At 40.8% G+C, this 25,025-nt stretch carries 20 protein-coding genes, 3 tRNA genes and 3 rRNA genes; 13 read left to right on the forward strand and 13 right to left on the reverse strand.

All coding sequences use genetic code 11. From position 1 onward, the window contains the following. Positions 1-4: 4 nt before the first annotated feature. Genes QCQ61_RS00140 through QCQ61_RS00150 form a run of 3 tightly spaced genes read left to right on the forward strand, consistent with a single transcriptional unit; the run spans position 5 to position 1,906 of the window. On the forward strand, positions 5-808 hold the full coding sequence (locus QCQ61_RS00140) for a DUF4249 domain-containing protein (protein WP_279448686.1): 804 nt from the start codon (positions 5-7) through the stop codon (positions 806-808). 59 nt (positions 809-867) lie between these two features. Next, a complete protein-coding gene (gene murQ / locus QCQ61_RS00145; protein WP_279448687.1) occupies positions 868-1,683 on the forward strand; it encodes an N-acetylmuramic acid 6-phosphate etherase in 816 nt (271 codons plus the stop codon). After that, entirely contained in the window at positions 1,676-1,906 is a 231-nt protein-coding gene (locus QCQ61_RS00150) for a DUF6095 family protein (protein WP_279448688.1), read from the forward strand. The genes murQ and QCQ61_RS00150 overlap by 8 nt, the downstream gene beginning before the upstream one ends. Positions 1,907-2,167: 261 nt before the next feature. Here QCQ61_RS00150 and rrf read toward each other — a convergent pair. From rrf to QCQ61_RS00175, 5 genes are all read right to left on the reverse strand, one after another. Beyond that, a 5S ribosomal RNA gene (gene rrf / locus QCQ61_RS00155) occupies positions 2,168-2,277 on the reverse strand. Between the two features lie 179 nt (positions 2,278-2,456). After that, positions 2,457-5,286: ribosomal RNA gene (locus tag QCQ61_RS00160) — 23S ribosomal RNA — on the reverse strand. Positions 5,287-5,459: 173 nt separating this feature from the next. Further along, a tRNA-Ala gene (locus tag QCQ61_RS00165) sits at positions 5,460-5,536 on the reverse strand. Positions 5,537-5,677: 141 nt separating this feature from the next. Further along, positions 5,678-5,751: transfer RNA gene (locus tag QCQ61_RS00170), tRNA-Ile, on the reverse strand. 183 nt (positions 5,752-5,934) lie between these two features. Further along, positions 5,935-7,458: ribosomal RNA gene (locus tag QCQ61_RS00175) — 16S ribosomal RNA — on the reverse strand. Together the 16S, 23S and 5S rRNA genes with 2 tRNA genes alongside form the textbook arrangement of a ribosomal RNA operon. A gap of 680 nt (positions 7,459-8,138) precedes the next feature. On the opposite strand from QCQ61_RS00175, the gene thrS reads away from it, so the two are divergent. The 5 genes from thrS to QCQ61_RS00200 all read left to right on the forward strand — a co-directional run bounded on the left by thrS (position 8,139) and on the right by QCQ61_RS00200 (position 12,467). After that, on the forward strand, positions 8,139-10,085 hold the full coding sequence (thrS, locus tag QCQ61_RS00180) for a threonine--tRNA ligase (protein ID WP_279448689.1): 1,947 nt from the start codon (positions 8,139-8,141) through the stop codon (positions 10,083-10,085). A 58-nt stretch (positions 10,086-10,143) separates the two neighbouring features. Continuing rightward, the gene (gene infC, locus QCQ61_RS00185; protein ID WP_279450210.1) at positions 10,144-10,656 is read left to right on the forward strand and encodes a translation initiation factor IF-3; all 513 of its coding nucleotides are present in this window, start codon (positions 10,144-10,146) and stop codon (positions 10,654-10,656) included. A 66-nt stretch (positions 10,657-10,722) separates the two neighbouring features. After that, entirely contained in the window at positions 10,723-10,920 is a 198-nt protein-coding gene (rpmI, locus tag QCQ61_RS00190) for a 50S ribosomal protein L35 (RefSeq protein WP_111844725.1), read from the forward strand. Between the two features lie 143 nt (positions 10,921-11,063). Then, the gene (rplT, locus tag QCQ61_RS00195; protein ID WP_045081426.1) at positions 11,064-11,408 is read left to right on the forward strand and encodes a 50S ribosomal protein L20; all 345 of its coding nucleotides are present in this window, start codon (positions 11,064-11,066) and stop codon (positions 11,406-11,408) included. 111 nt (positions 11,409-11,519) lie between these two features. Further along, a complete protein-coding gene (locus QCQ61_RS00200) occupies positions 11,520-12,467 on the forward strand; it encodes an OmpA family protein (RefSeq protein ID WP_279448691.1) in 948 nt (315 codons plus the stop codon). A gap of 73 nt (positions 12,468-12,540) precedes the next feature. On the opposite strand, the gene QCQ61_RS00205 is transcribed toward QCQ61_RS00200, so the two are convergent. The 6 genes from QCQ61_RS00205 to tgt all read right to left on the reverse strand — a co-directional run bounded on the left by QCQ61_RS00205 (position 12,541) and on the right by tgt (position 19,674). Further along, positions 12,541-13,800: an asparagine synthetase B gene (locus QCQ61_RS00205; RefSeq protein ID WP_279448692.1), complete on the reverse strand. Its 1,260-nt coding sequence runs from the start codon at positions 13,798-13,800 to the stop codon at positions 12,541-12,543. Between the two features lie 46 nt (positions 13,801-13,846). Then, positions 13,847-15,400, reverse strand: coding sequence for a replicative DNA helicase (gene dnaB, locus QCQ61_RS00210; protein WP_279448693.1), 1,554 nt, complete (start codon positions 15,398-15,400; stop codon positions 13,847-13,849). 168 nt (positions 15,401-15,568) lie between these two features. After that, positions 15,569-16,522, reverse strand: coding sequence for an acetyl-CoA carboxylase carboxyltransferase subunit alpha (locus tag QCQ61_RS00215; RefSeq protein WP_279448695.1), 954 nt, complete (start codon positions 16,520-16,522; stop codon positions 15,569-15,571). 51 nt (positions 16,523-16,573) lie between these two features. Next, positions 16,574-17,476 carry a DMT family transporter gene (locus QCQ61_RS00220; protein ID WP_279448697.1) on the reverse strand — a complete coding sequence of 301 codons (903 nt, stop codon included), beginning with the start codon at positions 17,474-17,476 and terminating at the stop codon, positions 16,574-16,576. After that, the gene (locus tag QCQ61_RS00225) at positions 17,463-18,542 is read right to left on the reverse strand and encodes an LptF/LptG family permease (RefSeq protein WP_279448698.1); all 1,080 of its coding nucleotides are present in this window, start codon (positions 18,540-18,542) and stop codon (positions 17,463-17,465) included. The genes QCQ61_RS00220 and QCQ61_RS00225 overlap by 14 nt, the downstream gene beginning before the upstream one ends. Before the next feature lies 1 nt (position 18,543). Next, positions 18,544-19,674, reverse strand: a complete 1,131-nt coding sequence (tgt, locus tag QCQ61_RS00230) for a tRNA guanosine(34) transglycosylase Tgt (RefSeq protein ID WP_279448699.1) — start codon at positions 19,672-19,674, stop codon at positions 18,544-18,546. Positions 19,675-19,931: 257 nt separating this feature from the next. On the opposite strand from tgt, the gene QCQ61_RS00235 reads away from it, so the two are divergent. Continuing rightward, entirely contained in the window at positions 19,932-20,777 is an 846-nt protein-coding gene (locus QCQ61_RS00235; RefSeq protein ID WP_279448700.1) for a transketolase, read from the forward strand. A gap of 105 nt (positions 20,778-20,882) precedes the next feature. After that, the gene (locus QCQ61_RS00240; RefSeq protein WP_279448701.1) at positions 20,883-21,836 is read left to right on the forward strand and encodes a transketolase family protein; all 954 of its coding nucleotides are present in this window, start codon (positions 20,883-20,885) and stop codon (positions 21,834-21,836) included. Between the two features lie 81 nt (positions 21,837-21,917). Here QCQ61_RS00240 and QCQ61_RS00245 read toward each other — a convergent pair whose 3' ends face one another. Then, a complete protein-coding gene (locus tag QCQ61_RS00245) occupies positions 21,918-22,841 on the reverse strand; it encodes an FKBP-type peptidyl-prolyl cis-trans isomerase (protein ID WP_279448702.1) in 924 nt (307 codons plus the stop codon). A 77-nt stretch (positions 22,842-22,918) separates the two neighbouring features. Between QCQ61_RS00245 and QCQ61_RS00250 the strand changes: the two genes are divergently transcribed. Beyond that, positions 22,919-23,317: an RNA-binding S4 domain-containing protein gene (locus QCQ61_RS00250; protein WP_279448703.1), complete on the forward strand. Its 399-nt coding sequence runs from the start codon at positions 22,919-22,921 to the stop codon at positions 23,315-23,317. A gap of 17 nt (positions 23,318-23,334) precedes the next feature. Next, entirely contained in the window at positions 23,335-23,838 is a 504-nt protein-coding gene (locus tag QCQ61_RS00255; protein WP_279448704.1) for a phosphoribosyltransferase family protein, read from the forward strand. Here QCQ61_RS00255 and QCQ61_RS00260 read toward each other — a convergent pair. Then, on the reverse strand, positions 23,830-24,351 hold the full coding sequence (locus QCQ61_RS00260; protein WP_279448705.1) for a shikimate kinase: 522 nt from the start codon (positions 24,349-24,351) through the stop codon (positions 23,830-23,832). The genes QCQ61_RS00255 and QCQ61_RS00260 overlap by 9 nt on opposite strands. A gap of 288 nt (positions 24,352-24,639) precedes the next feature. Between QCQ61_RS00260 and QCQ61_RS00265 the strand changes: the two genes are divergently transcribed. Beyond that, a tRNA-Lys gene (locus QCQ61_RS00265) sits at positions 24,640-24,712 on the forward strand. Positions 24,713-25,025: the final 313 nt, after the last annotated feature.

The raw sequence follows: 25,025 nt of genomic DNA on the forward strand, positions 1-25,025 counted from the left end.
GAATATGAAGAAGCTATTTATTTTTATAATTTTCTTCGGAATTTTTTCTTCCTGTGAAGACGTTATTGAAGTTGAACTTAATGAAGCTCCTCCCAGATTAGTTATAGAAGCAAATTGTAATAAAAATATTGATGAAGAACAAGTTCAAGCAACTGTGAGATTAACGACAACAAAACCGTTTTTCGGAAATGAAAACACAGAAATTGCAGATGCGGAGGTAAAGATTATTACGGAAGAAGGATTTATTATAAATCTTGAATATTTTAACAATGGGAGGTATTCTGCCACTTTTCCGATAGAAGCTGAAAAAGAATACACCTTGGAAATTGTACACCAAGGCGAAACATATAGCGCAACTGAAGTACTGTATAATGTTTCACCATTAGAATTTGTGGAACAGCGAAATGATGGCGGATTTACGGGAGAAGATATTGAACTAAAAGTATTTTTTACAGATCCGGCTGACCAAAGAAATTTCTACTTTTTTGAAGGGCTATCTGAAAAAGGTGATGTTTTAGACGTTTATAATGATGAATTTTTTGACGGAAATACGATTTTTGGATATTTTTTGGTTGACGATTTAGCGCCAGAGGACCAAGTACAATTTAATATTTACGGTGTAAGTCAAGCATATTACAACTTTATGTTTATTCTTTTACAACAAACCAGCGACCAAGGCGGTGGCCCTTTTGAAACACAGCCTGCAACCGTTCGAGGCAATATTGTAAACGAAACTAATCCGGATAACTATCCTTTGGGATATTTTAGAATTTCTGAAGTTTCTACGCTTAATTATACAGTACAGTAAAATATTATACCTTAGCAACAACGACGCTTCGGGATACATTATACAATGAATAATAAAAAATGGATTTTACAAAAACCACTGAGCAGGATTCAAAATACAACCATTTGGAAAAAATGAGTGTCTCTGAACTGCTTCAAAATATAAACAACGAGGATAAAACCGTTGCCTATGCTGTAGAAAATGCACTTCCCCAAATTGAATCGCTCACTAACGAAGTAGTTAATAAATTAAAGAACGGCGGAAGGTTATTTTACATCGGTGCAGGCACCAGCGGTCGATTAGGTATTTTGGACGCCAGTGAATGCCCACCAACCTTCGGTGTACCTCACGAATTGGTTATAGGTTTAATAGCAGGGGGCGATTCGGCCATTCGCAAAGCTGTAGAATTTGCCGAAGATTCGGAAAGACATGGTTGGAAAGACCTTCAGAAAGAAAACATTACCGATAAGGATTTTGTAATTGGTATCGCTGCTTCCGGTACAACACCTTATGTTATTGGCGCCTTAAAAAAGTGTCACGAAAACAATATTTCTACCGGGTGTATAACCTGTAACGCTGGTAGCCCATTAGCCAATACAGCACAATATCCAGTGGTTGTAGTAGTAGGTGCTGAGTTTGTAACTGGAAGTTCACGAATGAAAGCTGGCACAGCTCAAAAGTTAGTTTTAAATATGGTTTCTACAGCAGCAATGGTTCAATTAGGCAAAGTGAAGGGAAACAAAATGATTGATATGCAGCTAAGTAACAATAAGCTGGTAGATCGTGGAGTGAGAATGATTATGAGCGAATTACGCATTTCAGAAAATGAAGCACAAAGGCTTTTGGAAAAATATAAAAATGTTCGAAACGTTATAAATAATTTTAAAAATGAGTAAAACACACACAAATTTCGATTTACTAAAAAAGGGTTTAAAGTTTTTAGCATTTGCGCTACCCTTGTTGTTTTTGAGCCCTTATTTAATCACTTTATCATTTTTAAATAAAGAAACCTTTATGCTATTTGTATTTCTTTTCTTCGGAGTAATAGCTGGAGCGGGAGCTATCTTCCTCCTTTTTAAAGGTATCAATACAATTATGAGCGCCATTTTCTACAAATAGGTACCAACAAATTTTGAAGATACTTCCGGAATAAAAAAGATGTTTTCAAAAAGAATTAAAAAATTAATCAAGCTATCTGATCGAGCAGGATCACGACCTGATAGGAAGTTAGGAGCTCAAAGTTCTCGACTGCGCTCGAACAGACACCAAGAGTTACGCTTTATGTAACGACTCCCAACCCACCCACGGCAGTGGGAGCGCAGGTGCACGGGTTCAATGCAAAAAAAAAGACCCAATCAAATAAATGATTGGGTCTTTAAAGGAAGGCGGCGACCTACTCTCCCACTGGATAGCAGTACCATCGGCGCAAACGGGCTTAACTACTCTGTTCGGAATGGTAAGAGGTGAGCCCCGTCGCTATAACCACCTTAAATCAGCCCCCTAGCCCCCGAAGGGGGAACCACTTGGCGCCCGTATGGGCGCGAGGGTGTATATCGTGACATATCGGAAAACAAACAATAGAAGAAAAGTGAATTTTACTTTAAAAAAGAGTGTGCCGCCCCTGCCACCACCGGAGTGATGGCTCCCCCTTTGGGGGTTGGGGGGCTTTGTACATAAGCTTATGGGCTATTAGTACCGCTCGGCTGGGACATTACTGCCCTTACACCTACGGCCTATCAACGTGGTAGTCTCCCACGGCCCTTTAAAGAAATCTCATCTTGTGGTGGGTTTCGCGCTTATATGCTTTCAGCGCTTATCCCTTCCCGACGTAGCTACCCAGCGGTGCCCCTGGCGGGACAACTGGTGCACCAGCGGTCGGTCCAACTCGGTCCTCTCGTACTAGAGTCAGATCCACTCAAATTTCTTGCGCCCACTGTAGATAGAGACCGAACTGTCTCACGACGTTCTGAACCCAGCTCGCGTGCCACTTTAATGGGCGAACAGCCCAACCCTTGGGACCTTCTCCAGCCCCAGGATGTGACGAGCCGACATCGAGGTGCCAAACCCCCCCGTCGATGTGAGCTCTTGGGGGAGATCAGCCTGTTATCCCCGGCGTACCTTTTATCCTTTGAGCGATGGCCCTTCCATGCGGAACCACCGGATCACTATGCTCTACTTTCGTACCTGATCGACTTGTAGGTCTCTCAGTCAAGCTCCCTTATGCCATTGCACTCTACACACGATTGCCAACCGTATTGAGGGAACCTTTAGAAGCCTCCGTTACTCTTTTGGAGGCGACCACCCCAGTCAAACTACCCACCAAGCACTGTCCCCTTTTGTGAAGGGTTAGACTCTAGACAAGCAAAGGGTGGTATTTCAACAATGACTCCACCACGCCTGGCGACGCAGCTTCAAAGTCTCCCACCTATCCTACACATTACTTGTCCAAAACCAATACTAAGCTATAGTAAAGGTGCACGGGGTCTTTTCGTCCCACAGCGGGTAATCGGCATCTTCACCGATACTACAATTTCACCGAGCTCATGGCTGAGACAGTGTCCAGATCGTTACACCATTCGTGCAGGTCGGAACTTACCCGACAAGGAATTTCGCTACCTTAGGACCGTTATAGTTACGGCCGCCGTTTACTGGGGCTTCAATTCAATGCTTCGCCGAAGCTAACATCTCCTCTTAACCTTCCAGCACCGGGCAGGTGTCAAGCCTTATACATCATCTTTCGATTTAGCAAAGCTCTGTGTTTTTGATAAACAGTCGCCTGGACTCTTTCACTGCGGCCCCCCTTGAGAGGGGCGACGCTTCTCCCGAAGTTACGCGTCTATTTTGCCTAGTTCCTTAGCCATGAATCACTCGAGCTCCTTAGAATTCTCATCCCAACCACCTGTGTCGGTTTAGGGTACGGGCTGCTTCACTCGCTTTTCTTGGAAGTCGCTACTCTGGATTATCACCTTGACCGAAGTCTCAGTGTACTATCGCCGTGTTGCCACTGGCTTCAACGAACTATTCCGTCAGTTCGCACCAAATTTACGCCTCCGTCACTTTTAGCGTGAGCAGGTACAGGAATATTAACCTGTTGTCCATCCACTACCCCTTTCGGGTTCGCGTTAGGCCCCGACTAACCCTCAGCTGATTAGCATAGCTGAGGAAACCTTGGTCTTTCGGAGTGCGGGTTTCTCGCCCGCATTATCGTTACTTATGCCTACATTTTCTTTTCTGTACGCTCCAGCATACCTCACGGTACACCTTCAACGCAGACAGAATGCTCCCCTACCACTTATATAAATATAAGTCCATAGCTTCGGTAGTATGTTTATGCCCGATTATTATCCATGCCGGACCGCTCGACTAGTGAGCTGTTACGCACTCTTTAAATGAATGGCTGCTTCCAAGCCAACATCCTAGCTGTCTGTGCAGTCCAACCTCGTTTTTTCAACTTAACATACATTTGGGGACCTTAGCTGATGGTCTGGGTTCTTTCCCTCTCGGACATGGACCTTAGCACCCATGCCCTCACTGCTGATCAACATTTTATAGCATTCGGAGTTTGTCAGGAATTGGTAGGCGGTGAAGCCCCCGCATCCAATCAGTAGCTCTACCTCTATAAAACTATAAATCAACGCTGCACCTAAATGCATTTCGGGGAGTACGAGCTATTTCCGAGTTTGATTGGCCTTTCACCCCTACCCTCAGGTCATCCCAAGACTTTTCAACGTCAACGGGTTCGGTCCTCCATTTGGTGTTACCCAAACTTCAACCTGCCCAAGGGTAGATCACACGGTTTCGCGTCTACTACTACCAACTATGGCGCCCTATTCAGACTCGCTTTCGCTGCGGCTCCAGTTCTTAAAACTTTAACCTTGCTGGCAACAGTAACTCGTAGGCTCATTATGCAAAAGGCACGCCGTCACCAATAAATTGGCTCCGACCGCTTGTAAGCGTATGGTTTCAGGATCTGTTTCACTCCGTTGTTCACGGTTCTTTTCACCTTTCCCTCACGGTACTGGTTCACTATCGGTCTCTCAGGAGTATTTAGCCTTGGCGGATGGTCCCGCCGGATTCATACAGGGTTTCACGTGCCCCGCACTACTCAGGATACCACTATCGGTAACTGTCCTTACTAATACCGGGCTATCACCGTCTATGGCCACGCTTTCCAACGTGTTCTTATTCGTAAAGCACCAAATGTCGTGGTCCTACAACCCCGCACAGTCCGTAAACTGTACGGTTTGGGCTAATCCGATTTCGCTCGCCGCTACTATCGGAATCACTATTGTTTTCTCTTCCTCCGGGTACTTAGATGTTTCAGTTCCCCGGGTTCGCCTCCTTGCGGATACTATGTCTTCAACATAGTGGGTTGCCCCATTCGGATATCTGCGGATCAACTTGTATGTGCCAATCCCCGCAGCTTTTCGCAGCTTATCACGTCCTTCTTCGCCTCTGAGAGCCTAGGCATTCCCCATACGCTCTTATTTTGCTTATTGTACTTTTTTGCTCTTTAATGAGTTATTCAAAAATTCGGTATACCCTAAGTATACCTCTTTATTATTACTTTTCTCGTATTCTTTATTTCCAATATGTCAATGAACTGTCTGGATCCCCGTATTCTTCAAGCCCGGATAACGGGCAGCTAATGAAAAACAACGGTTGTTGTCCGTGGTGGAGAATATCGGAGTCGAACCGATGACCTCCTGCGTGCAAGGCAGGCGCTCTAGCCAGCTGAGCTAATCCCCCGTAATCGATTTCAGATTGTTGATTTACGATTAACGATTGTTGAACTCACTCAACTTCTTAAAATCTCTATTTTTATTTAAATGAACTTTTGCAGACCAAAAGATCGGCAATCGCCAATCTCCAATCTAATATTTCTATTCGTAGTCTCAGGCAGACTCGAACTGCCGACCTCTACATTATCAGTGTAGCGCTCTAACCAGCTGAGCTATGAGACTGTACCTAAGAGTAAAGATTAAAGAGGAAAGAGAAAAGACATCCTTGCGGCATCCCTCTTTGTTCTTTGTTCTTTCTTCTTTTCTCTCAAAAAATTATAAAATTGACAGCTAAACCAAGCAAGACTCCCTTGTTCTTTTCATATAAGAGCCTCTCTTTGTTGAATTTCGGTCGTCTTTCTCTAGAAAGGAGGTGTTCCAGCCGCACCTTCCGGTACGGCTACCTTGTTACGACTTAGCCCTAGTTACCAGCTTCACCCTAGGCCGCTCCTTGCGGTGACGGACTTCAGGTGCTTCCAGCTTCCATGGCTTGACGGGCGGTGTGTACAAGGCCCGGGAACGTATTCACCGGATCATGGCTGATATCCGATTACTAGCGATTCCAGCTTCACGGGGTCGAGTTGCAGACCCCGATCCGAACTGAGACAGGTTTTGTGGATTCGCTCCGCCTTGCGGCGTGGCTGCCCATTGTACCTGCCATTGTAGCACGTGTGTGGCCCAGGACGTAAGGGCCGTGATGATTTGACGTCATCCCCACCTTCCTCACGGTTTGCACCGGCAGTCTTGTTAGAGTTCCCGACTTGACTCGCTGGCAACTAACAACAGGGGTTGCGCTCGTTATAGGACTTAACCTGACACCTCACGGCACGAGCTGACGACAACCATGCAGCACCTTGTAATCTGTCCGAAGAAAAGGGTGTTTCCACCCCTGTCAGACTACATTTAAGCCCTGGTAAGGTTCCTCGCGTATCATCGAATTAAACCACATGCTCCACCGCTTGTGCGGGCCCCCGTCAATTCCTTTGAGTTTCATTCTTGCGAACGTACTCCCCAGGTGGGATACTTATCACTTTCGCTTGGCCACCCAGCGCACCAATGTGCGCCGGACAGCTAGTATCCATCGTTTACGGCGTGGACTACCAGGGTATCTAATCCTGTTCGCTCCCCACGCTTTCGTCCATCAGCGTCAATGCGTTGTTAGTGACCTGCCTTCGCAATCGGTATTCTATGTGATATCTAAGCATTTCACCGCTACACCACATATTCTAGCCACTTCACAACGATTCAAGACGACCAGTATCAATGGCAGGTCTACAGTTGAGCTGCAGAATTTCACCACTGACTTAATCGCCCGCCTACGGACCCTTTAAACCCAATGATTCCGGATAACGCTCGGACCCTCCGTATTACCGCGGCTGCTGGCACGGAGTTAGCCGGTCCTTATTCGTACGGTACCGTCAAGCCGCTACACGTAGCGGTGTTTCTTCCCGTAAAAAAGCAGTTTACAACCCATAGGGCAGTCTTCCTGCACGCGGCATGGCTGGATCAGGCTCTCGCCCATTGTCCAATATTCCTCACTGCTGCCTCCCGTAGGAGTCTGGTCCGTGTCTCAGTACCAGTGTGGGGGATCCCCCTCTCAGGGCCCCTACCCATCGTAGCCTTGGTGTGCCGTTACCACACCAACTAGCTAATGGGACGCATGATCATCTTGTACCGATAAATCTTTAATTATAAAGCAATGCCGCTCTATAATGCTATGGGGCATTAATCCAAGTTTCCCTGGGCTATTCCCCTGTACAAGGCAGATTCCATACGCGTTACTCACCCGTGCGCCGGTCTCTATGGTGCAAGCACCATATACCCCTCGACTTGCATGTGTTAGGCCTGCCGCTAGCGTTCATCCTGAGCCAGGATCAAACTCTTCATCGTATAATCTTCAATAATATTGCGACCATACATCAGTAAGAGCTCGACTCTCAAAAAAATCCCAGAAAATCTCACTTAGTTTAGTTTCTTTGTTGACCGACACCCTTTCGGATGCCGATCTACGCTGTCAATTTCAATATCTCAATGAACTTTTTTTCTATTCTTCTCGCCTCGCAAACTCGTGTTCTGTAGTCACTCATTCGCTAAGCGGGTGCAAATATACAACTCTTTTTTAATCCCGCAATACTTTTTAAAAAAATATTTCAAAAAAATTTCAGAGCGTCCGGCTTAACTCTTTTTGAACAGCTATCTGTCCTGCTAAGCGGGTGCAAATATAAAACCCTTTTCTGTTCCCGCAACATTATTTAAAGGTTTTTTTGAATTATTTTATTGCAATTTTATTAAGCTATTGAACCGCTATAACTTAGCTTCAAAATAATATTTCACTTCATTTATACCTTAATATATATACTATGAATCTCTATAATTTCATTTCGCACGAATAATACGCTGCGTATATAAACCTTCAACGTCTTTACGCGCCCAATATATACTATATTGAGCAATTCATCCTTAATCACACATCAAGAAAAAATTCAACAAAAAGAAGTAACAATCTATAAAGTGATTATTGCAAGGCGCCAAAACTAATAGTATCTTTGCACCCTAAAATTTTTCAGTATATGATAGCCATTACCTTACCAGACGGAAGTGTAAAGCATTTTGATGCCGGAGTTACGCCAATGGACGTAGCTAAAAACATTAGTGAAGGGTTTGCACGAAACGTTATTTCGGCATCCTTTAATGATAAAACAGTTGAAACAGCTACCCCCTTAACCGAAGATGGCAACCTTATACTTTATACATGGAACAATGAAGAAGGTAAAAAAGCTTTCTGGCATTCTTCGGCACATATTCTTGCGCAAGCACTTGAGCAGCTATATCCCGGTGTTAAATTAACGATTGGCCCTGCTATAGAAAATGGTTTTTATTACGATGTTGATTTTGGCGACAAGACCATTTCGGAAAAGGACCTCAAGGATGTTGAAGATAAAATGATTGCCATTGCGCGAGGAAAGCACGAGTTTTCAATCCGCGAAGCTTCAAAAGAAGACGCACTGGAGTTTTACAAAAAGCAAAATAACGAGTACAAAGTTGAGCTTATTGAAAATTTAGAAGACGGGACCATTACCTTTTGCGATCACGATACTTTTACAGATTTGTGTCGCGGCGGACACATACCAAACACCGGCATTGTAAAGGCGATAAAACTTATGAGCATCGCAGGGGCCTATTGGAGGGGCGATGAAAATAACAAACAACTAACCCGTATTTACGGTATTAGTTTTCCAAAACAAAAAGATTTAATCGAATACCTAGAACTTCTAGAAAAGGCCAAACAACGCGATCACAGAAAACTTGGAAAAGAACTTGAGCTTTTTACTTTTTCGCAAAAAGTGGGTCAAGGTCTTCCACTGTGGCTTCCCAAAGGTGCTGCACTTCGTGAAAGACTTGAAAATTTCTTAAAGAAAGCTCAGAAAAAAGCGGGTTACGAAATGGTAATTAGCCCACATATTGGCCAAAAGGAACTTTACGTAACCTCCGGGCATTACGCAAAATATGGCGCCGATAGCTTTCAACCTATACACACCCCCAACGAAGGCGAAGAGTTTCTGTTAAAACCCATGAACTGTCCGCACCACTGCGAAATTTACAACAGCAAACCGTGGTCTTACAAAGATTTACCAAAGCGATTTGCCGAATTTGGCACCGTTTATCGTTATGAACAAAGTGGCGAACTTCACGGCTTAACGCGTGTTCGCGGATTTACCCAGGACGACGCGCATATTTTTTGCACCCCTGACCAACTAGACACAGAGTTTAAAAAGGTAATAGACTTAGTATTATATGTGTTTGGGTCTTTAGGTTTTGAAAACTTCTATACCCAAGTTTCATTACGCGATCCAGAAAATCCTGAAAAATACATAGGTAGTATCGAAAATTGGGAAAAAGCCGAAAAGGCCATTATAAGTGCTGCCGAAGCTAAAGAATTAGATTATAAAATAGAGTATGGCGAAGCTGCATTCTACGGCCCAAAATTAGACTTTATGGTGAAGGATGCACTTGGCAGAAGCTGGCAGCTAGGCACCATACAGGTAGATTATAACCTTCCGGAACGATTTGAACTGGAATACAAAGGCAGTGATAACGAAACCCACCGCCCCGTTATGATCCATCGTGCCCCCTTTGGTAGTATGGAGCGTTTTGTAGCAATTTTATTAGAACATACGGGCGGAAATTTTCCGCTTTGGTTAATGCCTGAACAGGTAACTATCTTATCATTAAGTGAAAAATATGAAAAATACTCCCAAAAAGTTTTAAATTTGCTTGAAAATGACGAAATTCGCGCCCTTGTTGATAATAGAAACGAAACAATTGGCAAGAAAATCAGGGAGGCTGAAATGAACAAAATCCCATATATGTTGATTGTTGGAGAGCAGGAGGAAAAAGATGGAACGGTTTCTGTACGTAAACACGGCGAAGGCGATCTAGGAACTATGACTCCCGAAGCTTTCTCAAGGTTGATTCAACAAGCAGTAAAAGAAGAATCGAAAGAATTTAATGTTTAACTAAAATTAGTAAGCCATAGCAATACGAAGAAAAAGAAGTAGAGGACCTGCAAGGGTAATTAAAGAAGATCAACACAGAATCAACGGAAAGATTCGTGCAGAAGAAGTCCGTCTTGTAGGAGACAATGTTGAAATAGGAATTTATCCTTTAAAAAAAGCACGTGAAATTGCGCAGGAACAAGAGTTGGATCTTGTAGAAATTTCACCAAATGCAAACCCTCCCGTTTGTAAAGTAATAGATTACAAAAAATTTGTTTACGAACAGAAGAAGCGTGAAAAAGCTTTAAAGGCGAAAGCCACTAAAGTAACCATTAAGGAAATCCGCTTTGGTCCGAATACAGACGACCACGATTACGAGTTTAAAAAGAAACACGGCGAGAAATTTTTACAGGAAGGCTCAAAATTAAAAGCATACGTTTTCTTTAAAGGCCGTTCCATAATCTACAAAGACCAAGGTGAAATTTTGCTTTTGCGTCTTGCCCGAGATTTGGAAGAATTCGGAAAGGTAGAGCAAATGCCAAAATTAGAAGGGAAACGAATGATTATGTTCATTGCCCCTAAAAAGAAATAAAACTTCATTTTACAACAGAAATGTAAGTTCACAATAAAGCGAAATAATATATAAAAAGAAAGAAACATGCCGAAACAAAAAACAAAATCCAGTGCCAAAAAGCGTTTTAAGCTTACAGGTACCGGTAAAATCAAAAGAAAGCATGCGTTTAAAAGCCACATCTTAACAAAGAAAAGCAAAAAACGCAAACTTGCATTAACCCATGATGGGTTGGTAGACAAGGCCGACGAAAGCAATGTTAAGCAAATGCTTCGACTGAAGTAATAATGCCTAACCGGTTAAAACAATTATTTAAACCCTGGAGTAGTGCCAAAATGATTTTAAATTAACGATTTACGATTGTTGATTTAAGAAGTTTGAAAACAAGTGTCGATTATCGACCGCCTGCTACAAAAACAATTAAAATTATGCCAAGATCAGTAAATTCAGTTGCGAAGAGAGCCCGCCGTAAAAAGGTTCTTAAACAAGCCAAAGGTTACTTTGGAAGACGTAAAAACGTATGGACAGTTGCAAAAAACGCTGTGGACAAAGCAATGCTTTATTCATATCGTGACCGTCGTGCAAAAAAGAGAAATTTCAGATCCTTATGGATTACCCGTATCAACGCGGGGGCAAGACAGCATGGAATGTCTTATTCACAGTTTATGGGAAGTTTAAAAAACAGTGGAATCGAACTTAACCGTAAGGTTTTGGCAGATTTGGCTATGAACCACCCAGAGGCTTTTGCCGCAATCGTTAAACAAGTAAAATAAGACAATAACTTATATTATTTCGCCTAAAAACCGCTTCAGAAATGAGGCGGTTTTTTTATGCGCTTAATTCATAATTAAGAAGTTTCAGTATCTTCGTTAAAAATAGCCCTAATGTTGCGTTTCAATTTGCTGCTTTGTTTTCTTTTTCTTTTACCGGGCAAACATCTATTTGCCCAAAACCAAACCGGAAAACGTTATAAAATTGATCGCTACAACTCTATTTATCTTCCGTTGGGGGAAATTTCATTTGCAGATAAGTTGGTTCAATTTAAAGTAGGAAACCCGCCGCCAATAAAAAAATACAGAGATAGCACACAATGCCTGCACGAACCAAATTACCGAAATTACCAAACCCCAAATTTTATTTCCTTGGGTTGTGGCGGCACTTTAACCGTGGCATTTACCGATAACGGGTTTATGAACCTTCCCGGCGACGACCTTTATATATTTGAAGTTGGCCCGTCTCGAGAAGCTGCTAAAATAGAAATTTCACAAAACGGCAAAGAATGGGTGTATGCAGGAAAAATAGCTGGGGGAAAATCGTCTATAGAACTTAGTGATGCAGGAATTGACAATGAAACTGTGTTTTATTTTCTTCGAATTACAGATTTAAAAGAACTCTGCAGAAGCATTAGCGCCGGCGCCGATATAGACGCCATTGGAGCTATAAACAGCGTTATAAAACTTACCATAAACGCCGACGTTCTCTTTGATGTGGCAAAATACAACCTAAAGGAAACCGCCAAAGAAAGTCTAGATTCCTTGGCAAAAATCATTAAAAAAGTTGATAAAGCAACCATATTAATTGAAGGCCACACCGACAGCGATGGCGATGAAATTTCAAATTTAACCCTATCTAAAAATAGAAGCATTTCTGTAAAGGAACGATTGCTGAAAATTTTTAATAATTATGAAGGATACGATTTTGAGGTTAAAGCTTTCGGTGAAAGCACTCCCCGATTTCCGAATGATTCTGATGAAAATAAACAATTAAATAGAAGGGTAGAAATTACCGTTCTCCCCCCAAAAGATTACTATGAAAACTTAATTAATAAATAACTATTTGGAATTTTACCCTTCGACTGCGCGCAGGGAGACAAAAATAGAAATTGTGATTTGGAATTTAAAAAACCTACGTTTTCTGCTTTTTCTTCTTCGCTGCCGGAAATAAAACATTGTTTAAAATAAGTCTGTATCCCGGTGATTTTGGATGGAGCGCTAATTCGGTTTTCGCATCCCCTACCCTGTGCTGATAGTCTTCGGGATCGTGACCGCCGTAGAAGGTAAAAAATCCTTTTCCTTTTATTCCGTGAATATAGCGTGCTTCGCCATTAGTTTTATTTTCGCCCATCACCAAAACATTACTTTTAATGAGGTTGGCATCAAACGAAGTAGTTTGTCCCATAAATCCTTTAACCAAAGATGTGTGGTTTTGGCAGAGCATTGTAGGTATGGGGTCCCATTTTGCCGAATAATCCATTAGTGAAAAATAGTCCGACTCCTTGATTATTCGTCTTTTTTCGGTCATATCTATACTTGAAAATTCGTAAACCATTGGGCTCCGTTCCAAAATATAATCCTTAAATGCAAAGGTTTTATTGTAATCTATTTTGCTTTGGTAATTGGGTTCGCTGGGGTCGCCATCAAACATAGGCTCACAAATATCTACTCCTTCGGCAGAAAGTGCAATGTCAAAACTATCGGTAGCGCTACACATGGCAAACATAAAACCACCCCCGATTACATAGTCGCGAATTTTTTTTGCCACTGCCAATTTTGCTTCCGAAACTTTATTGAAGCCCAATTTTGCGGCAAGTGCTTCGGCCTTGGCTTTTTCTTCTATATACCAAGGTGCGGCACGATAGGCACGGTAAAATTTTCCGTATTGCCCGGTAAAGTCTTCGTGGTGTAAATGAAGCCAATCGTAGAGAATTAATTGATCGTTTAACACCTCTTCGTCATAAATTACGGTATATGGAATCTCGGCATAGGTTAAAACCATGGTTACTGCATCGTCCCAAGGCAAATTACCCTTAGGGGAATAGACTGCAATTTTTGGTGCCTTTTCTAAAACTACAGCGTCCATATTTTTTGACGGACTGCTTATTTCTGTAAGAATTTGTTCGGTTTTGCTGTTGGAAATTACTTCAAAAGAAACCCCGCGAACCTGGCATTCCTTCTGAATTTCGGCAGAATCGGGCATTAAAAAGGAACCGCCTCTATAATTCAGCAGCCATTTTACTTTTTGATTTTTTTCCAAAACCCAATAAGTAATTCCATAGGCCTTTAAATGCTCCTTTTGGCTCTCGGCATCCATGGGAATTAGGATATAAGAAGCTGAAGCTTTTATTGAAAAAAGGAATAGAAATACAATTATAATAATACGTGCCATTGTGCGAATATAACGACAATTTCCAAGCCAAAGTACTTATACAATATTAAAACGGCACATCATTGTCGTCATCTGTCAAAAAATCTTCATTCATTGAACTTCCGAAGGCTTCGTTTGCAGAAGGGAGGTTTTTGGTTCTAAACGTATCGTCGTTTGCAGCGTCGTTCATTCTGGAGTGAATTTCGGTAGGATGATCAAAGTGCTCCAAATTATCAAATTTACCGAGGTTTCCAATAAATTTAAGCCGTATTTCATCTAAACCACCGTTACGGTGCTTTGCTATTATAAGTTCGGCCTGGCCTGCGGTTGGGGTGTGTTCTTCATCATCCCACTCATCAATTTTATAATATTCCGGACGGTAAATAAATGATACGATATCTGCATCCTGTTCAATTGCTCCAGATTCACGAAGATCTGAAAGCAGCGGTCTTTTACTGCCACCACGGGTTTCCACTGCACGAGAAAGCTGGGATAGTGCAATTACGGGAACACTCAATTCTTTGGCCAGGGCTTTTAGGTTTCGTGAAATGGTAGAAATTTCCTGTTCCCTATTGCCTCCTTTTTGGCTTCCACCTGCGGTCATTAATTGCAAATAATCTACTATTATTAGCTTAATACCGTGTTGCGAAGAAAGTCTTCTTGCCTTGGCGCGTAAATCGAAAATTGAAAGCGAAGGAGTATCGTCAATAAAGAGTGGGGCTTTTTCGAGGCCTTTAACTTTTACATTTAATTGTTCCCACTCGTGTTTCTCGAGATTTCCGGTACGTAATTTTTCGGAACTCAATTGCGTTTCTGAGCTAATTAAACGAGTTATAAGTTGAACGGACGACATTTCCAAAGAGAAAAAAGCAACAGGAGTATTGTGCTCCACTGCCATATTTCGGGCCATAGAGAGCGTTAATGCGGTTTTACCCATACCTGGACGAGCAGCTATAATAATTAAATCGCTGGGTTGCCAGCCCGAAGTAAGTTTATCGAGTTTTGTAAATCCAGACGGTACTCCAGAAAGTCCTTCTTTGTTGGCAATTTCCTCAATTCGTTTTTTTGCTTGTATTACAAGATTTTGGGCCGTTTCGGAAGAACGCTTTATATTTCCCTGTGTAACTTCGTAAAGTTTTGCTTCGGCATTGTCTAAGAGGTCAAAAACATCTGTACCTTCATTATAGGAATCTTCAATAATTTCATTCGAGATTTTTATTAAACTTCGCTGAATATATTTTTGAAGTATGATGCGCGCGTGAAACTCAATATGTGCCGAAGAAGACACTTTTTGGGTTAATTGTATTAAATAAAATTCGCCTCCTACGAGTTCTAATTTCCCTTGTTTCTTTAATTGCGTAGAAACGGTTAATAAGTCTACGGGTTGGCTATCTTCAAACAATTTATGAATAGCCTCAAAAATGTATTGGTGCGCCTGTTTATAGAAAACTTCGGCGTGTAGGATATCTATTACCTCATCTACACCTTTTTTATCAATCATCAAAGCGCCAAGCACAACCTCTTCTAAATCAAGCGCTTGTGGCGGTATTTTGCCTTTTTCGAGCGATATAACTTGCGAAGGTCGAGTTGAAAAACTGGTTTGAGGTTTGATTTTTTCCATGAAGCGAATGTAAAGAAAATGTTAAGAGAAATGAAGTGTTTCTGGTCTTACTATATTAACCATTCTTCAACAATTGAACTGTTGAAAACTCCAAATTATTGTTAATAACCCGTAAAAAAATCCAAGGCTCTCGCCTCGGATTTACGGTAAGATAAGCTATAGTTCAATTTAACCTTTGAACTCGCCCATTTCTAAATATTTATTCATTCTATTTTTAACCAAATCGGTTGGGGATAACATTTTTAATGCGTTATAAGTCTTATCAATTACCCCGGCAACGGTTCTAAAAGTTGTTTCCCGATCGCTATGTGCACCTCCTAGAGGTTCTTTAACTATTTCATCAATAAGTTTAAGCTTTTTCATGTCTTTTGCCGTAAGTTTTAGGGCTTCGGCAGCTTGCTCTTTAAATTCCCAACTTCGCCATAATATAGACGAGCAGCTTTCTGGACTAATAACGGAGTACCACGTATTTTCCAACATTAAAACCTTATCGCCAACGCCTATTCCGAGTGCACCGCCGCTGGCTCCTTCTCCAATAATTACGACAATAATTGGCACTTTAAGGCGTGTCATTTCCAAAATATTGCGAGCTATTGCCTCGCCTTGGCCGCGTTCTTCTGCCTCGAGCCCCGGAAATGCTCCAGGCGTATCTACAAAACACACAACGGGAATTCCAAACTTTTCGGCAGATTTCATTAATCGTAATGCCTTTCGGTATCCTTCTGGATTTGCCATCCCGAAATTTCTATACTGGCGTGTTTTGGTATTATAACCTTTTTGCTGGCCCACGAACATATAACTTTGATCGCCTATTTTTCCGAGGCCACCAACCATAGCTTTATCGTCTTTAAAGGCACGATCTCCGTGTAACTCCAAAAACGAATCGCCACAGATAGCTTTTATGTAATCTATAGTATATGGCCGATCTGGGTGGCGGGATAATTGTACGCGCTGCCATGGGGTTAGCTTTTTATAAATTTCCTTTTTAGTATCCTTTAGCTTCTTTTCAATCTGTTTGCAGGTGTTGCTTACATCTACATCGCTCTCCTGGCCAATAAGGCAGGCTTTTTCGTATTGCTCCTGCAATTCTTTTATAGGGAGTTCAAAATCAAGATATTCCATAATTTTTTCCTTCTTTTAATAAAGGTTTGCTTACAAAGATAAAATTTTGTTTTAGGTGTTACTCAATCTTCTTCGATTTCTTTCTTGAGTAATTTTAATGATACCGTTGGCAATAACCGTAATTAATATTATTACAGCTCCGTAATAAAATTGCGCGCTCATATTTTCTGAATCGCCAAGGACAATAAGCGCCAAAATAATACCGTACACTGGTTCCATATTTATGGTTAGCATTACGGTGTACGGACTTATCCATTTCATTACATGTATTGATGCAATAAAGGCATAGGCGGTGCAAACGGATGCCAAAATTAGTAAATAGATCCAATCGTGGGCAGAGATTGTAAAAAATTCAGTTGTAAATTTTTCAGCAAATGCCAGATAAATAGTAATTCCCAGAACTCCAAACATTAATTCGTAAAATGAAATTGCTGACGCTTTGTATTTTAAAACAAATTTGCCATTAATTACCGAAAACAAGGCACTTAAAAATGCTGATATTAATGCAAGAATAATTCCTAAAGTATATGAACCTTCAACGTCAAAAATAATATATAAACCGCCCACTACGATGAGGCCGAAGAGCACTTCGTAAATAATTATTTTGCGTTTATAAAAAAGCGGTTCCAAAATTGAGGTGAAAAATGCGCCGGAAGAAATTACCGCCAACGTTACCGATACGTTCGAAGCTTTAATGGCTCCGAAAAATGTGAGCCAGTGCAGGGCAATTATAATTCCCGCCAAGGCAAAGCCACTCAACGTTTTTAGTGAAAACTTTAAATTTTCCTTTCTAATTTTTAAAAATGCAAATATAATTAGGGTAGCTAAAAGCATGCGGTACCAAACCAGCGGAATGGCTTCTAAGGTAATTAAGGCGCCCAAGACTGCGGTAAACCCCCAAATAAAAATTATAAAGTGGAGATGGAGATAGTTTAATAATTTATCGTTTCGCATTTCTTAGAAGATAAATTGCCAAAATTGCAAATAGAAAATTAGGAAACCAAGTAGCAACGAGGGGTGAAAAATCGCTCTGTTCGGCCATGGTGCCAAATACCTTATCGAAGAACACAAAAATCATCCCAATACTAATGCCTATTGCCAGATTAAGCCCCATTCCTCCGCGTCTTTTCACCGAAGAAACAGCCACTGCAATAATGGTTAATATATAGGCCGAAACTGGCAAACTCCAGCGTTTGTAGCGCACCACTTCATACCTATTAATATAAGACGAACCACGCGCTTTTTCCTTTTCAATAAAGTCGTTGAGCTCCGTAAAATTCAAGGTTTCGGCTATGTATGTAACCGGTGTTAAATCTTCCAAATCGAAGGAAAAAACGGTATCTAATTTAGGCTTGCTTTCCAAAATATCGTTTTTCTCGCCAATTATTCGTTTTTTATAATGAAATAGGGAATATGTGCTATCCTTTTCATTGTATTTTATCTGTCCGGCCGAAATTTTATACGTCATCTCATTTCCTTCAAAATGTTCCAATGTAAAGTTGCTTCCAATTTTATCGGAAACATTAAAGTAGCTTACATATATGTAGTCGTTTTCATTAATTTGCGTATAAACATTACTTTGATCCCTATCCTGTTTTCCCTTTTTTAAATACGTATATGCAAATTCGTTAAATCCCTTGCTAGCCTTTGGCGCTAAATACATACTGAAAACAAGCGCGGCAATACAAACTATGGTGGCTCCAATAATATACGGACGCAGAAAACGATAATACGAAACACCACTGCTTAAAAATGCAATTACCTCCGTATCGTTGGCCAGTTTTGAGGTAAACCAAATAACTGAAAGAAAAAGAAACAACGGAAATAACAAGTTGGCAAAATAAATAGTGAAATTATAGAGATAGATCATCACCTCCATAAACGGCACTTCATTTTCAAGGATTTTGTCAATTTTTTCGGCGAGATGAACTGTAATACCAATTGGTATAAAAAGCAATAACAGCAGCGTAAAAGTGCCCAAATATTTCTTTAATATGTACCTATCGAGTATGCTGAGCATTTTACAATCTTTGCGCGAGTTTTTTAACCATGCCGTTTTTCCAATCCAGAAAATCTCCTGCTAAGATATGTTTTCTGGCTTCGCGAACCAACCACAAATAGAAACCGAGGTTGTGAATGGTAGCTATCTGTCTTCCCAACATTTCATTTACGGTAAATAAGTGGCGCAGATACGCTCTGTTGTATTCTGTATCTACCCACGTAATTGCCATCGGGTCTATTACCGAAAGATCGGCTTCCCACTTTTTGTTTTTTATGTTAATAATACCTTCCGAAGTAAAGAGCATTCCGTTCCTCCCGTTTCGCGTAGGCATTACACAGTCGAACATATCTACTCCAAGTGCTATATTTTCAAGAATATTGGCGGGAGTTCCTACGCCCATTAAATAGCGCGGTTTATCCTGTGGAAGAATTTCGGTTACCACCGCCGTCATTTCATACATCTCATCTGCTGGCTCGCCAACTGAAAGTCCGCCAATAGCGTTGCCCTCTGCTCCAACCGAAGCAATGTACTCTGCCGATTGTTTTCGCAAATCTTTATAAGTACTGCCTTGAACAATAGGAAAAAACGTTTGTCCGTAATCGTATTTTAGAGGGGTTTTATCTAAATGTTTTATGCATCGGTCCAGCCAACGATGCGTCATATGCATAGAACGTTTTGCGTAGTTATATTCGCATGGGTACGGTGTACACTCATCAAAGGCCATAATGATATCCGCGCCAATTGTACGCTGAATTTCCATAACATTTTCTGGCGTGAAAACGTGATAACTGCCATCTATATGGCTCTTAAATTTTACGCCTTCCTCCTTAATTTTTCTATTTGCTGAAAGCGAATACACCTGATACCCTCCACTGTCGGTTAAGATATTTCGGTCCCAGTTCATAAATTTATGAAGGCCGCCCGCCTTCTCAAGGATTGTAGTTTGCGGTCTTAGGTATAAATGATATGTATTTCCCAAAATAATATCTGGATTAATATCTTCCCTTAGTTCGCGTTGATGTACGCCTTTTACAGTACCTACGGTACCAACGGGCATAAAAATAGGAGTTTCAATAACGCCGTGATCGGTCGTAATAGTTGCGGCGCGGGCGCTACTTTGCGGGTCTGTGGCTTCTAATTTAAATTGCATGCAGCAGATTTTATTGAGGGGGCAAAGATAACGGTTATTAAATTCCAAATCCCAAATTTCAAATAACAAAATTACACAACGGCTCTTCCGATTTAAGTATGGCTGATGTAGTGATTTTGTAATCTTCTGTCTTCGTGCATCGCGCATCAGACAGTTTTCTGTTAACAAAACCCTGAAATCGTTAATAAAAGCCTTCGTGTACCTTTTGCCTCCCCCCGATAATACATTACTTTTGACACTGAATTTTAAAACACATTATGGCAGATTATAAAGCACTTGAGGATTTGGTAGTTCAAGTTCGAAGAGATATTTTACGGCAGGTACACAAAGTGAATTCTGGGCATCCGGGAGGTTCACTTGGTTGTGCCGAGTTTTTCGTTGCACTTTATAACGAATTGATGGAACGCAATGATACTTTTGAGATGGACGGCATAGGCGAAGATCTTTTCTTCCTATCAAACGGGCATATTTCACCAGTATTTTACAGTGTTTTAGCACGTGCGGGTTACTTTCCGGTAGAAGAGTTAAATACCTTCCGCCTTTTAAACTCGCGTTTGCAGGGGCATCCAACTACCCACGAAGGCTTACCTGGGGTTCGTATTGCGTCGGGATCACTCGGACAAGGAATTTCAGTTTCAATTGGAGCGGCACTCACAAAAAAATTAAATAACGATAACCACCTAATTTACACACTTTGTGGCGATGGCGAATTGCAGGAAGGTCAGAATTGGGAGGCAATTATGTACGCGGCAGGAAATGGGGTAGATAATTTAATTTTAACTGTAGATTTAAATGGCCAGCAGATAGACGGTTCCACAGACAATGTGCTACCCATGGGCAATGTTAAAGCGAAATTTGAAGCATTTGGTTGGGATGTAATGGAAATTAAGAAAGGAAATGATCTAAGTGCAATTATTTCTGGCATGAAAAAAGCAAAAGACAAATCGGGTAACGGAAAGCCAATTTGCGTTTTGCTTCATACGGTTATGGGCAATGGTGTAGATTTTATGATGCATACGCACGATTGGCACGGAAAAGCGCCCAATGACGAGCAATTAGAGAATGCTCTTTCACAAAACCCTGTAACCTTGGGTGATTATTAAAGCCCCCCTAGCCCCCGAAGGGGGAACTCAGACTCTAAAATGAAATTATTAATTTAAAATATAACCCGCTATAAGCCCCTCCTTCGGAGGGGTTTGGGGAGGCTTATGAAAAAATACACAGATACAGGTAAAAAAGACACACGTTCAGGTTTTGGTGATGGACTTACGGAACTGGGAAAGAAAAACAAAAACGTTGTAGCACTTTGCGCAGATCTTACAGGATCCTTAAAAATGGACGACTTTAAAGCAAACCATCCGGAGCGCTTTTATCAAGTAGGAATTGCCGAAGCAAATATGATTGGTATGGCAGCAGGGATGACCATTGGTGGGAAAATTCCATTTACGGGAACATTTGCTAATTTTTCTACCGGAAGGGTTTACGACCAAATTAGACAGAGCGTAGCATACAGCGGAAAAAATGTAAAAATTTGCGCATCGCACGCAGGTTTAACTTTAGGGGAAGACGGGGCAACGCACCAGATATTGGAGGATATTGGCTTGATGAAAATGCTTCCAGGAATGACCGTAATAAACACTTGCGATTACAATCAAACTAAAGCTGCAACTATAGCAATTGCAGATTATAATGGTCCTGTTTATTTACGTTTTGGAAGACCCAAAGTTGCAAACTTTACACCTGCCGATCAAAACTTTCAGATAGGCAAGGCGGTACAATTGCAAGAAGGTACCGATGTAACTATTGTAGCAACCGGTCATTTAGTTTGGGAAGCGTTACAAGCTGCAGAAACTTTAAACGAAAACGGAATTACGGCAGATGTTATAAACATTCACACCATAAAACCCTTGGACGACGCCGCGGTTTTAAAAAGCGTTAAAAAAACCGGCTGCGTAGTTACTGCCGAAGAGCATAACTTTTTAGGCGGTCTTGGCGAAAGCATTGCACGTTTGCTAGCAACTCAGCATCCTGCACCCCAAGAATTTATTGCCACCAACGATACCTTTGGTGAATCTGGCACACCGGAACAATTAATGGACAAATACGGTCTAAATGCCGCAGCAATTGTAGGTGCGGTAAAAAAGGTAATTGCTAGAAAATAGCATTTTAAACTATGGTAAATTAAAAAGCCCTATGCTAGAATTGCATAGGGCTTTTTATATACGTTCTATCTAAACGCTTCTTTAAATAGTAGGGTCTAGATAATCTGGAGTTCCGTTTCCGTTGGTATCTGGGAAGGTAATATTGCCGTCGCCATCTATCTCTATTTCATACTTGGTTAAACGGCCGTCGCCATCGTCATCGTCATCCAAATAATTCGGGATTCCATCCCCATCGGTATCTTCATCCATTAAATAACCATTGCCGCTAAGGTCTTCCATATAAGACGGTATTCCGTCATTATCGTGATCTGCCACTTCAGAATCAAACAATTCAAAAGAGAAAATAAGCTGATCATAAGCATTCAAACCGCCTGTAGCTGGAGGATAATTATAGTATCCCAAACCTGATGGAATAAAAACGGCACCTATACCAAAATCTTCAAAAGAAAGTGTGCCGTCAGGATTGGAGATTACGTTTGCAGCCCCTTTAAACTGAATAATTGCTTGCTGCAAACCTCTAATTATACCTGAGGTAGTTGGAGAGTCAACCAAGCTAAACCGAACGGGAATAACCGAACTATCAAACAAATCCAGGTTCATAAGCCGCCCTTCATAAGTGTTAATGGTATAATCTGAAAAATGGGGTTTGTCGCCCCCACCCTCGCGAACGTTTAGGTAATACAGTTTATAGGTAACATCGGTATCAATTACATCGGCAACTTCTATAAAATCTACTTGTTCAAATAAGGGGGTTTTTCCAGCATTGTCTCCCGCAATGGTATCAAACTTAATTTTAAAATTTTCGGGATCTGTCTGAAAATCCTCGTAATTATAGAAATGGGTTTTTAAAAACGTTTCAATTTCATCTTGCGCTCTTGTTGCCTCTACGCTACGATCTCTGGGCGGGGGTGGTTCTGGCCCGTCATCTTCATTCTTTTTACAGGAAACTGTAACAACTAGCATTACAACTAATAAAGCAAAAGCATATTTAATTTTTATCATCATCAATTTTTTGTGGGCGCAAGATACAATTTTCCGCTATTTTTGCACACTACATTAACGTTGTTTTGAACATATTAATTATGAGGATTGACAAATATTTATGGGCCGTTCGATATTTAAAGACTAGAAATATCGCCACACAAGCTTGTAAAAAAGGTGCCATTCGGGTTAACGGCGATATTGTAAAAGCTTCGCGAAATGTATATCCGGGTGATAAGATTACACTTCGAAAAAATCAAATAAATTACCAGTTAGAAGTTTTAGACCTCCCCCAAAGCAGAGTTGGCGCCAAGTTAGTAGATCTGTATAGAAAAGACACAACTCCCAAAGAAGCTTTTGAAACAAATGAAATGCTGCAATATGCAAAATCGTACTACCGTAAAAAAGGCGTGGGAAGACCTACTAAAAAAGACCGTAGGGATTTAGAAGATTTTACTGAAGAAGCAACCAATGACGACATTGACACCCAACAACCATAATTTTTAAAATTTAGACAATGCAAGAAATAACATCCGTAATACTAGACAAAAAGCAAATAGCCCACAAGATTAAAAGAATTGCTTACCAAATTTACGAAACCAACGTAGAAGAAAAAGAAGTTGTAGTAGCCGGTATTACGGGCAACGGTTTTATATTGGCAGAAAAAATTAAGGTAGAAGTCGAAAAAATTTCGCCTATAAAAGTTTTGCTTTGCGAAGTTTTAATCGATAAAAAAAATCCTGCTGAGCCTCTGGAAACCACTCTGAAAAAAGAGAATTACGCGAATAAGTCACTTCTATTGGTAGATGATGTATTACATTCTGGAACCACTTTAATTTACGGCGTAAAACATTTTTTAGAAGTGCCTCTTAAACAATTTAAAACTGCGGTATTGGTAGATAGAAATCACAAAAAGTACCCAATAAAAGCAGACTTTAAAGGCATTTCGCTCTCTACATCCTTAAACGAAAACGTCTCGGTTATTTTTGAAAAAGGAAACGATAGAGCAATTTTAGAATAGACGTCCAACTATTTCTTCGGTAGTTTCCGCTATATTTTTAGCACTACTTTCTACAATAATATTGGCTTGATTGTAATAAAAAGTTCGTTCAAAAAGATGTTTTCGTATAAAATCATTAACCTCCTCTTCCGAATTTAAATGCGCCAATAGCGGCCTGTGCTCCTTTTCTAAAAGCAATCTATTGGTTAAAACTTCTAATGAATTTTTTAAATACACCAAAATTGTATTGGGCTCTTCCAACATAAAGGTAAGCGAATCTGCATAGCAGGGAGTGCCGCCACCGGTAGCCAAAACAAAGCTGCCAGCCTGTTTTAACAAAGTCTTTAATACTTTGTTTTCTGTTTTTCGAAAATAGATTTCTCCCTTTTGTGAAAAAATTTCAGAGACAGACAGATTTTCTGATTGTTCAATTTCGGTATCCAAATCCTTAAAAGGCAAGTTTAATACCGAAGCGAGTTTTTTTCCTACGGAAGATTTGCCGCTTCCCATATATCCTATTAAAATTATTTTCATCAGTATATTATATTTGAGAAATAAAGAGATGGAATGCCCCACTATTCATCTTCGGGTATTTTAAATTTGGTTTTGGGCATTTTATAGTTGTAAAATTGCAAAGTTCTCCTTTTTTACGACAAGAATCTTTAAAAAGAGTAAAGATAATTCAGAAAATATCGAAAAATTTAAAAATAATTCATTTGTGAAGCCTTGTTTTTCAGAGGTTTTAAAATTTCTTTAAATTTATTGCAGTTTCGTTTTGAGAATTTAATTTAATGATAGTATATTTGCACCCGCATTAAGGAAGACCTGGTAGCTCAGTTGGTAGAGCACCTCCCTTTTAAGGAGGTGGTCCTGGGTTCGAGCCCCAGCCAGGTCACTAATAATGTTTAAAGCCTCTTGAGTTCTTCAAGAGGTTTTTTTATTTAGACACATATATTTAAGGCGAGAAGTTTAGGGATCAAGACCAATTGTTGTGTTTATACAGAGCGGGTTTTTTTATGGCTATTCTGAAATGTTTTGGGTTAAGAAGCCGAATCGAGATCTAATCTTGTGCTGATGAGCCGTAAAAACTCTTGTAAATCTATTGCAGAAGCGTGATTGGGCAGACGAAATTGAAACTGACATAAGACCGCTGCGCGGGATGGATGCGCCAGCCGGGTTCGATAGCCTTTTGCTGGGCTACTTGGCTC

It is taken from the genome of Aequorivita marisscotiae (assembly GCF_029814825.1).
Taxonomy (GTDB): Bacteria; Bacteroidota; Bacteroidia; order Flavobacteriales; family Flavobacteriaceae; genus Aequorivita; species Aequorivita marisscotiae.

Bases quoted from the DNA above. Each gene is read 5' to 3' on its own strand.
- QCQ61_RS00140 (WP_279448686.1), top strand. From the start codon at position 5: ATGAAGAAGCTATTTATTTTTATAATTTTCTTCGGAATTTTTTCTTCC.
- murQ (WP_279448687.1), top strand. From the start codon at position 868: ATGGATTTTACAAAAACCACTGAGCAGGATTCAAAATACAACCATTTG.
- QCQ61_RS00150 (WP_279448688.1), top strand. From the start codon at position 1,676: ATGAGTAAAACACACACAAATTTCGATTTACTAAAAAAGGGTTTAAAG.
- thrS (WP_279448689.1), top strand. From the start codon at position 8,139: ATGATAGCCATTACCTTACCAGACGGAAGTGTAAAGCATTTTGATGCC.
- rpmI (WP_111844725.1), top strand. From the start codon at position 10,723: ATGCCGAAACAAAAAACAAAATCCAGTGCCAAAAAGCGTTTTAAGCTT.
- rplT (WP_045081426.1), top strand. From the start codon at position 11,064: ATGCCAAGATCAGTAAATTCAGTTGCGAAGAGAGCCCGCCGTAAAAAG.
- QCQ61_RS00200 (WP_279448691.1), top strand. From the start codon at position 11,520: ATGTTGCGTTTCAATTTGCTGCTTTGTTTTCTTTTTCTTTTACCGGGC.
- QCQ61_RS00205 (WP_279448692.1), bottom strand. From the start codon at position 13,800: ATGGCACGTATTATTATAATTGTATTTCTATTCCTTTTTTCAATAAAA.
- dnaB (WP_279448693.1), bottom strand. From the start codon at position 15,400: ATGGAAAAAATCAAACCTCAAACCAGTTTTTCAACTCGACCTTCGCAA.
- QCQ61_RS00215 (WP_279448695.1), bottom strand. From the start codon at position 16,522: ATGGAATATCTTGATTTTGAACTCCCTATAAAAGAATTGCAGGAGCAA.
- QCQ61_RS00220 (WP_279448697.1), bottom strand. From the start codon at position 17,476: ATGCGAAACGATAAATTATTAAACTATCTCCATCTCCACTTTATAATT.
- QCQ61_RS00225 (WP_279448698.1), bottom strand. From the start codon at position 18,542: ATGCTCAGCATACTCGATAGGTACATATTAAAGAAATATTTGGGCACT.
- tgt (WP_279448699.1), bottom strand. From the start codon at position 19,674: ATGCAATTTAAATTAGAAGCCACAGACCCGCAAAGTAGCGCCCGCGCC.
- QCQ61_RS00235 (WP_279448700.1), top strand. From the start codon at position 19,932: ATGGCAGATTATAAAGCACTTGAGGATTTGGTAGTTCAAGTTCGAAGA.
- QCQ61_RS00240 (WP_279448701.1), top strand. From the start codon at position 20,883: ATGAAAAAATACACAGATACAGGTAAAAAAGACACACGTTCAGGTTTT.
- QCQ61_RS00245 (WP_279448702.1), bottom strand. From the start codon at position 22,841: ATGATGATAAAAATTAAATATGCTTTTGCTTTATTAGTTGTAATGCTA.
- QCQ61_RS00250 (WP_279448703.1), top strand. From the start codon at position 22,919: ATGAGGATTGACAAATATTTATGGGCCGTTCGATATTTAAAGACTAGA.
- QCQ61_RS00255 (WP_279448704.1), top strand. From the start codon at position 23,335: ATGCAAGAAATAACATCCGTAATACTAGACAAAAAGCAAATAGCCCAC.
- QCQ61_RS00260 (WP_279448705.1), bottom strand. From the start codon at position 24,351: ATGAAAATAATTTTAATAGGATATATGGGAAGCGGCAAATCTTCCGTA.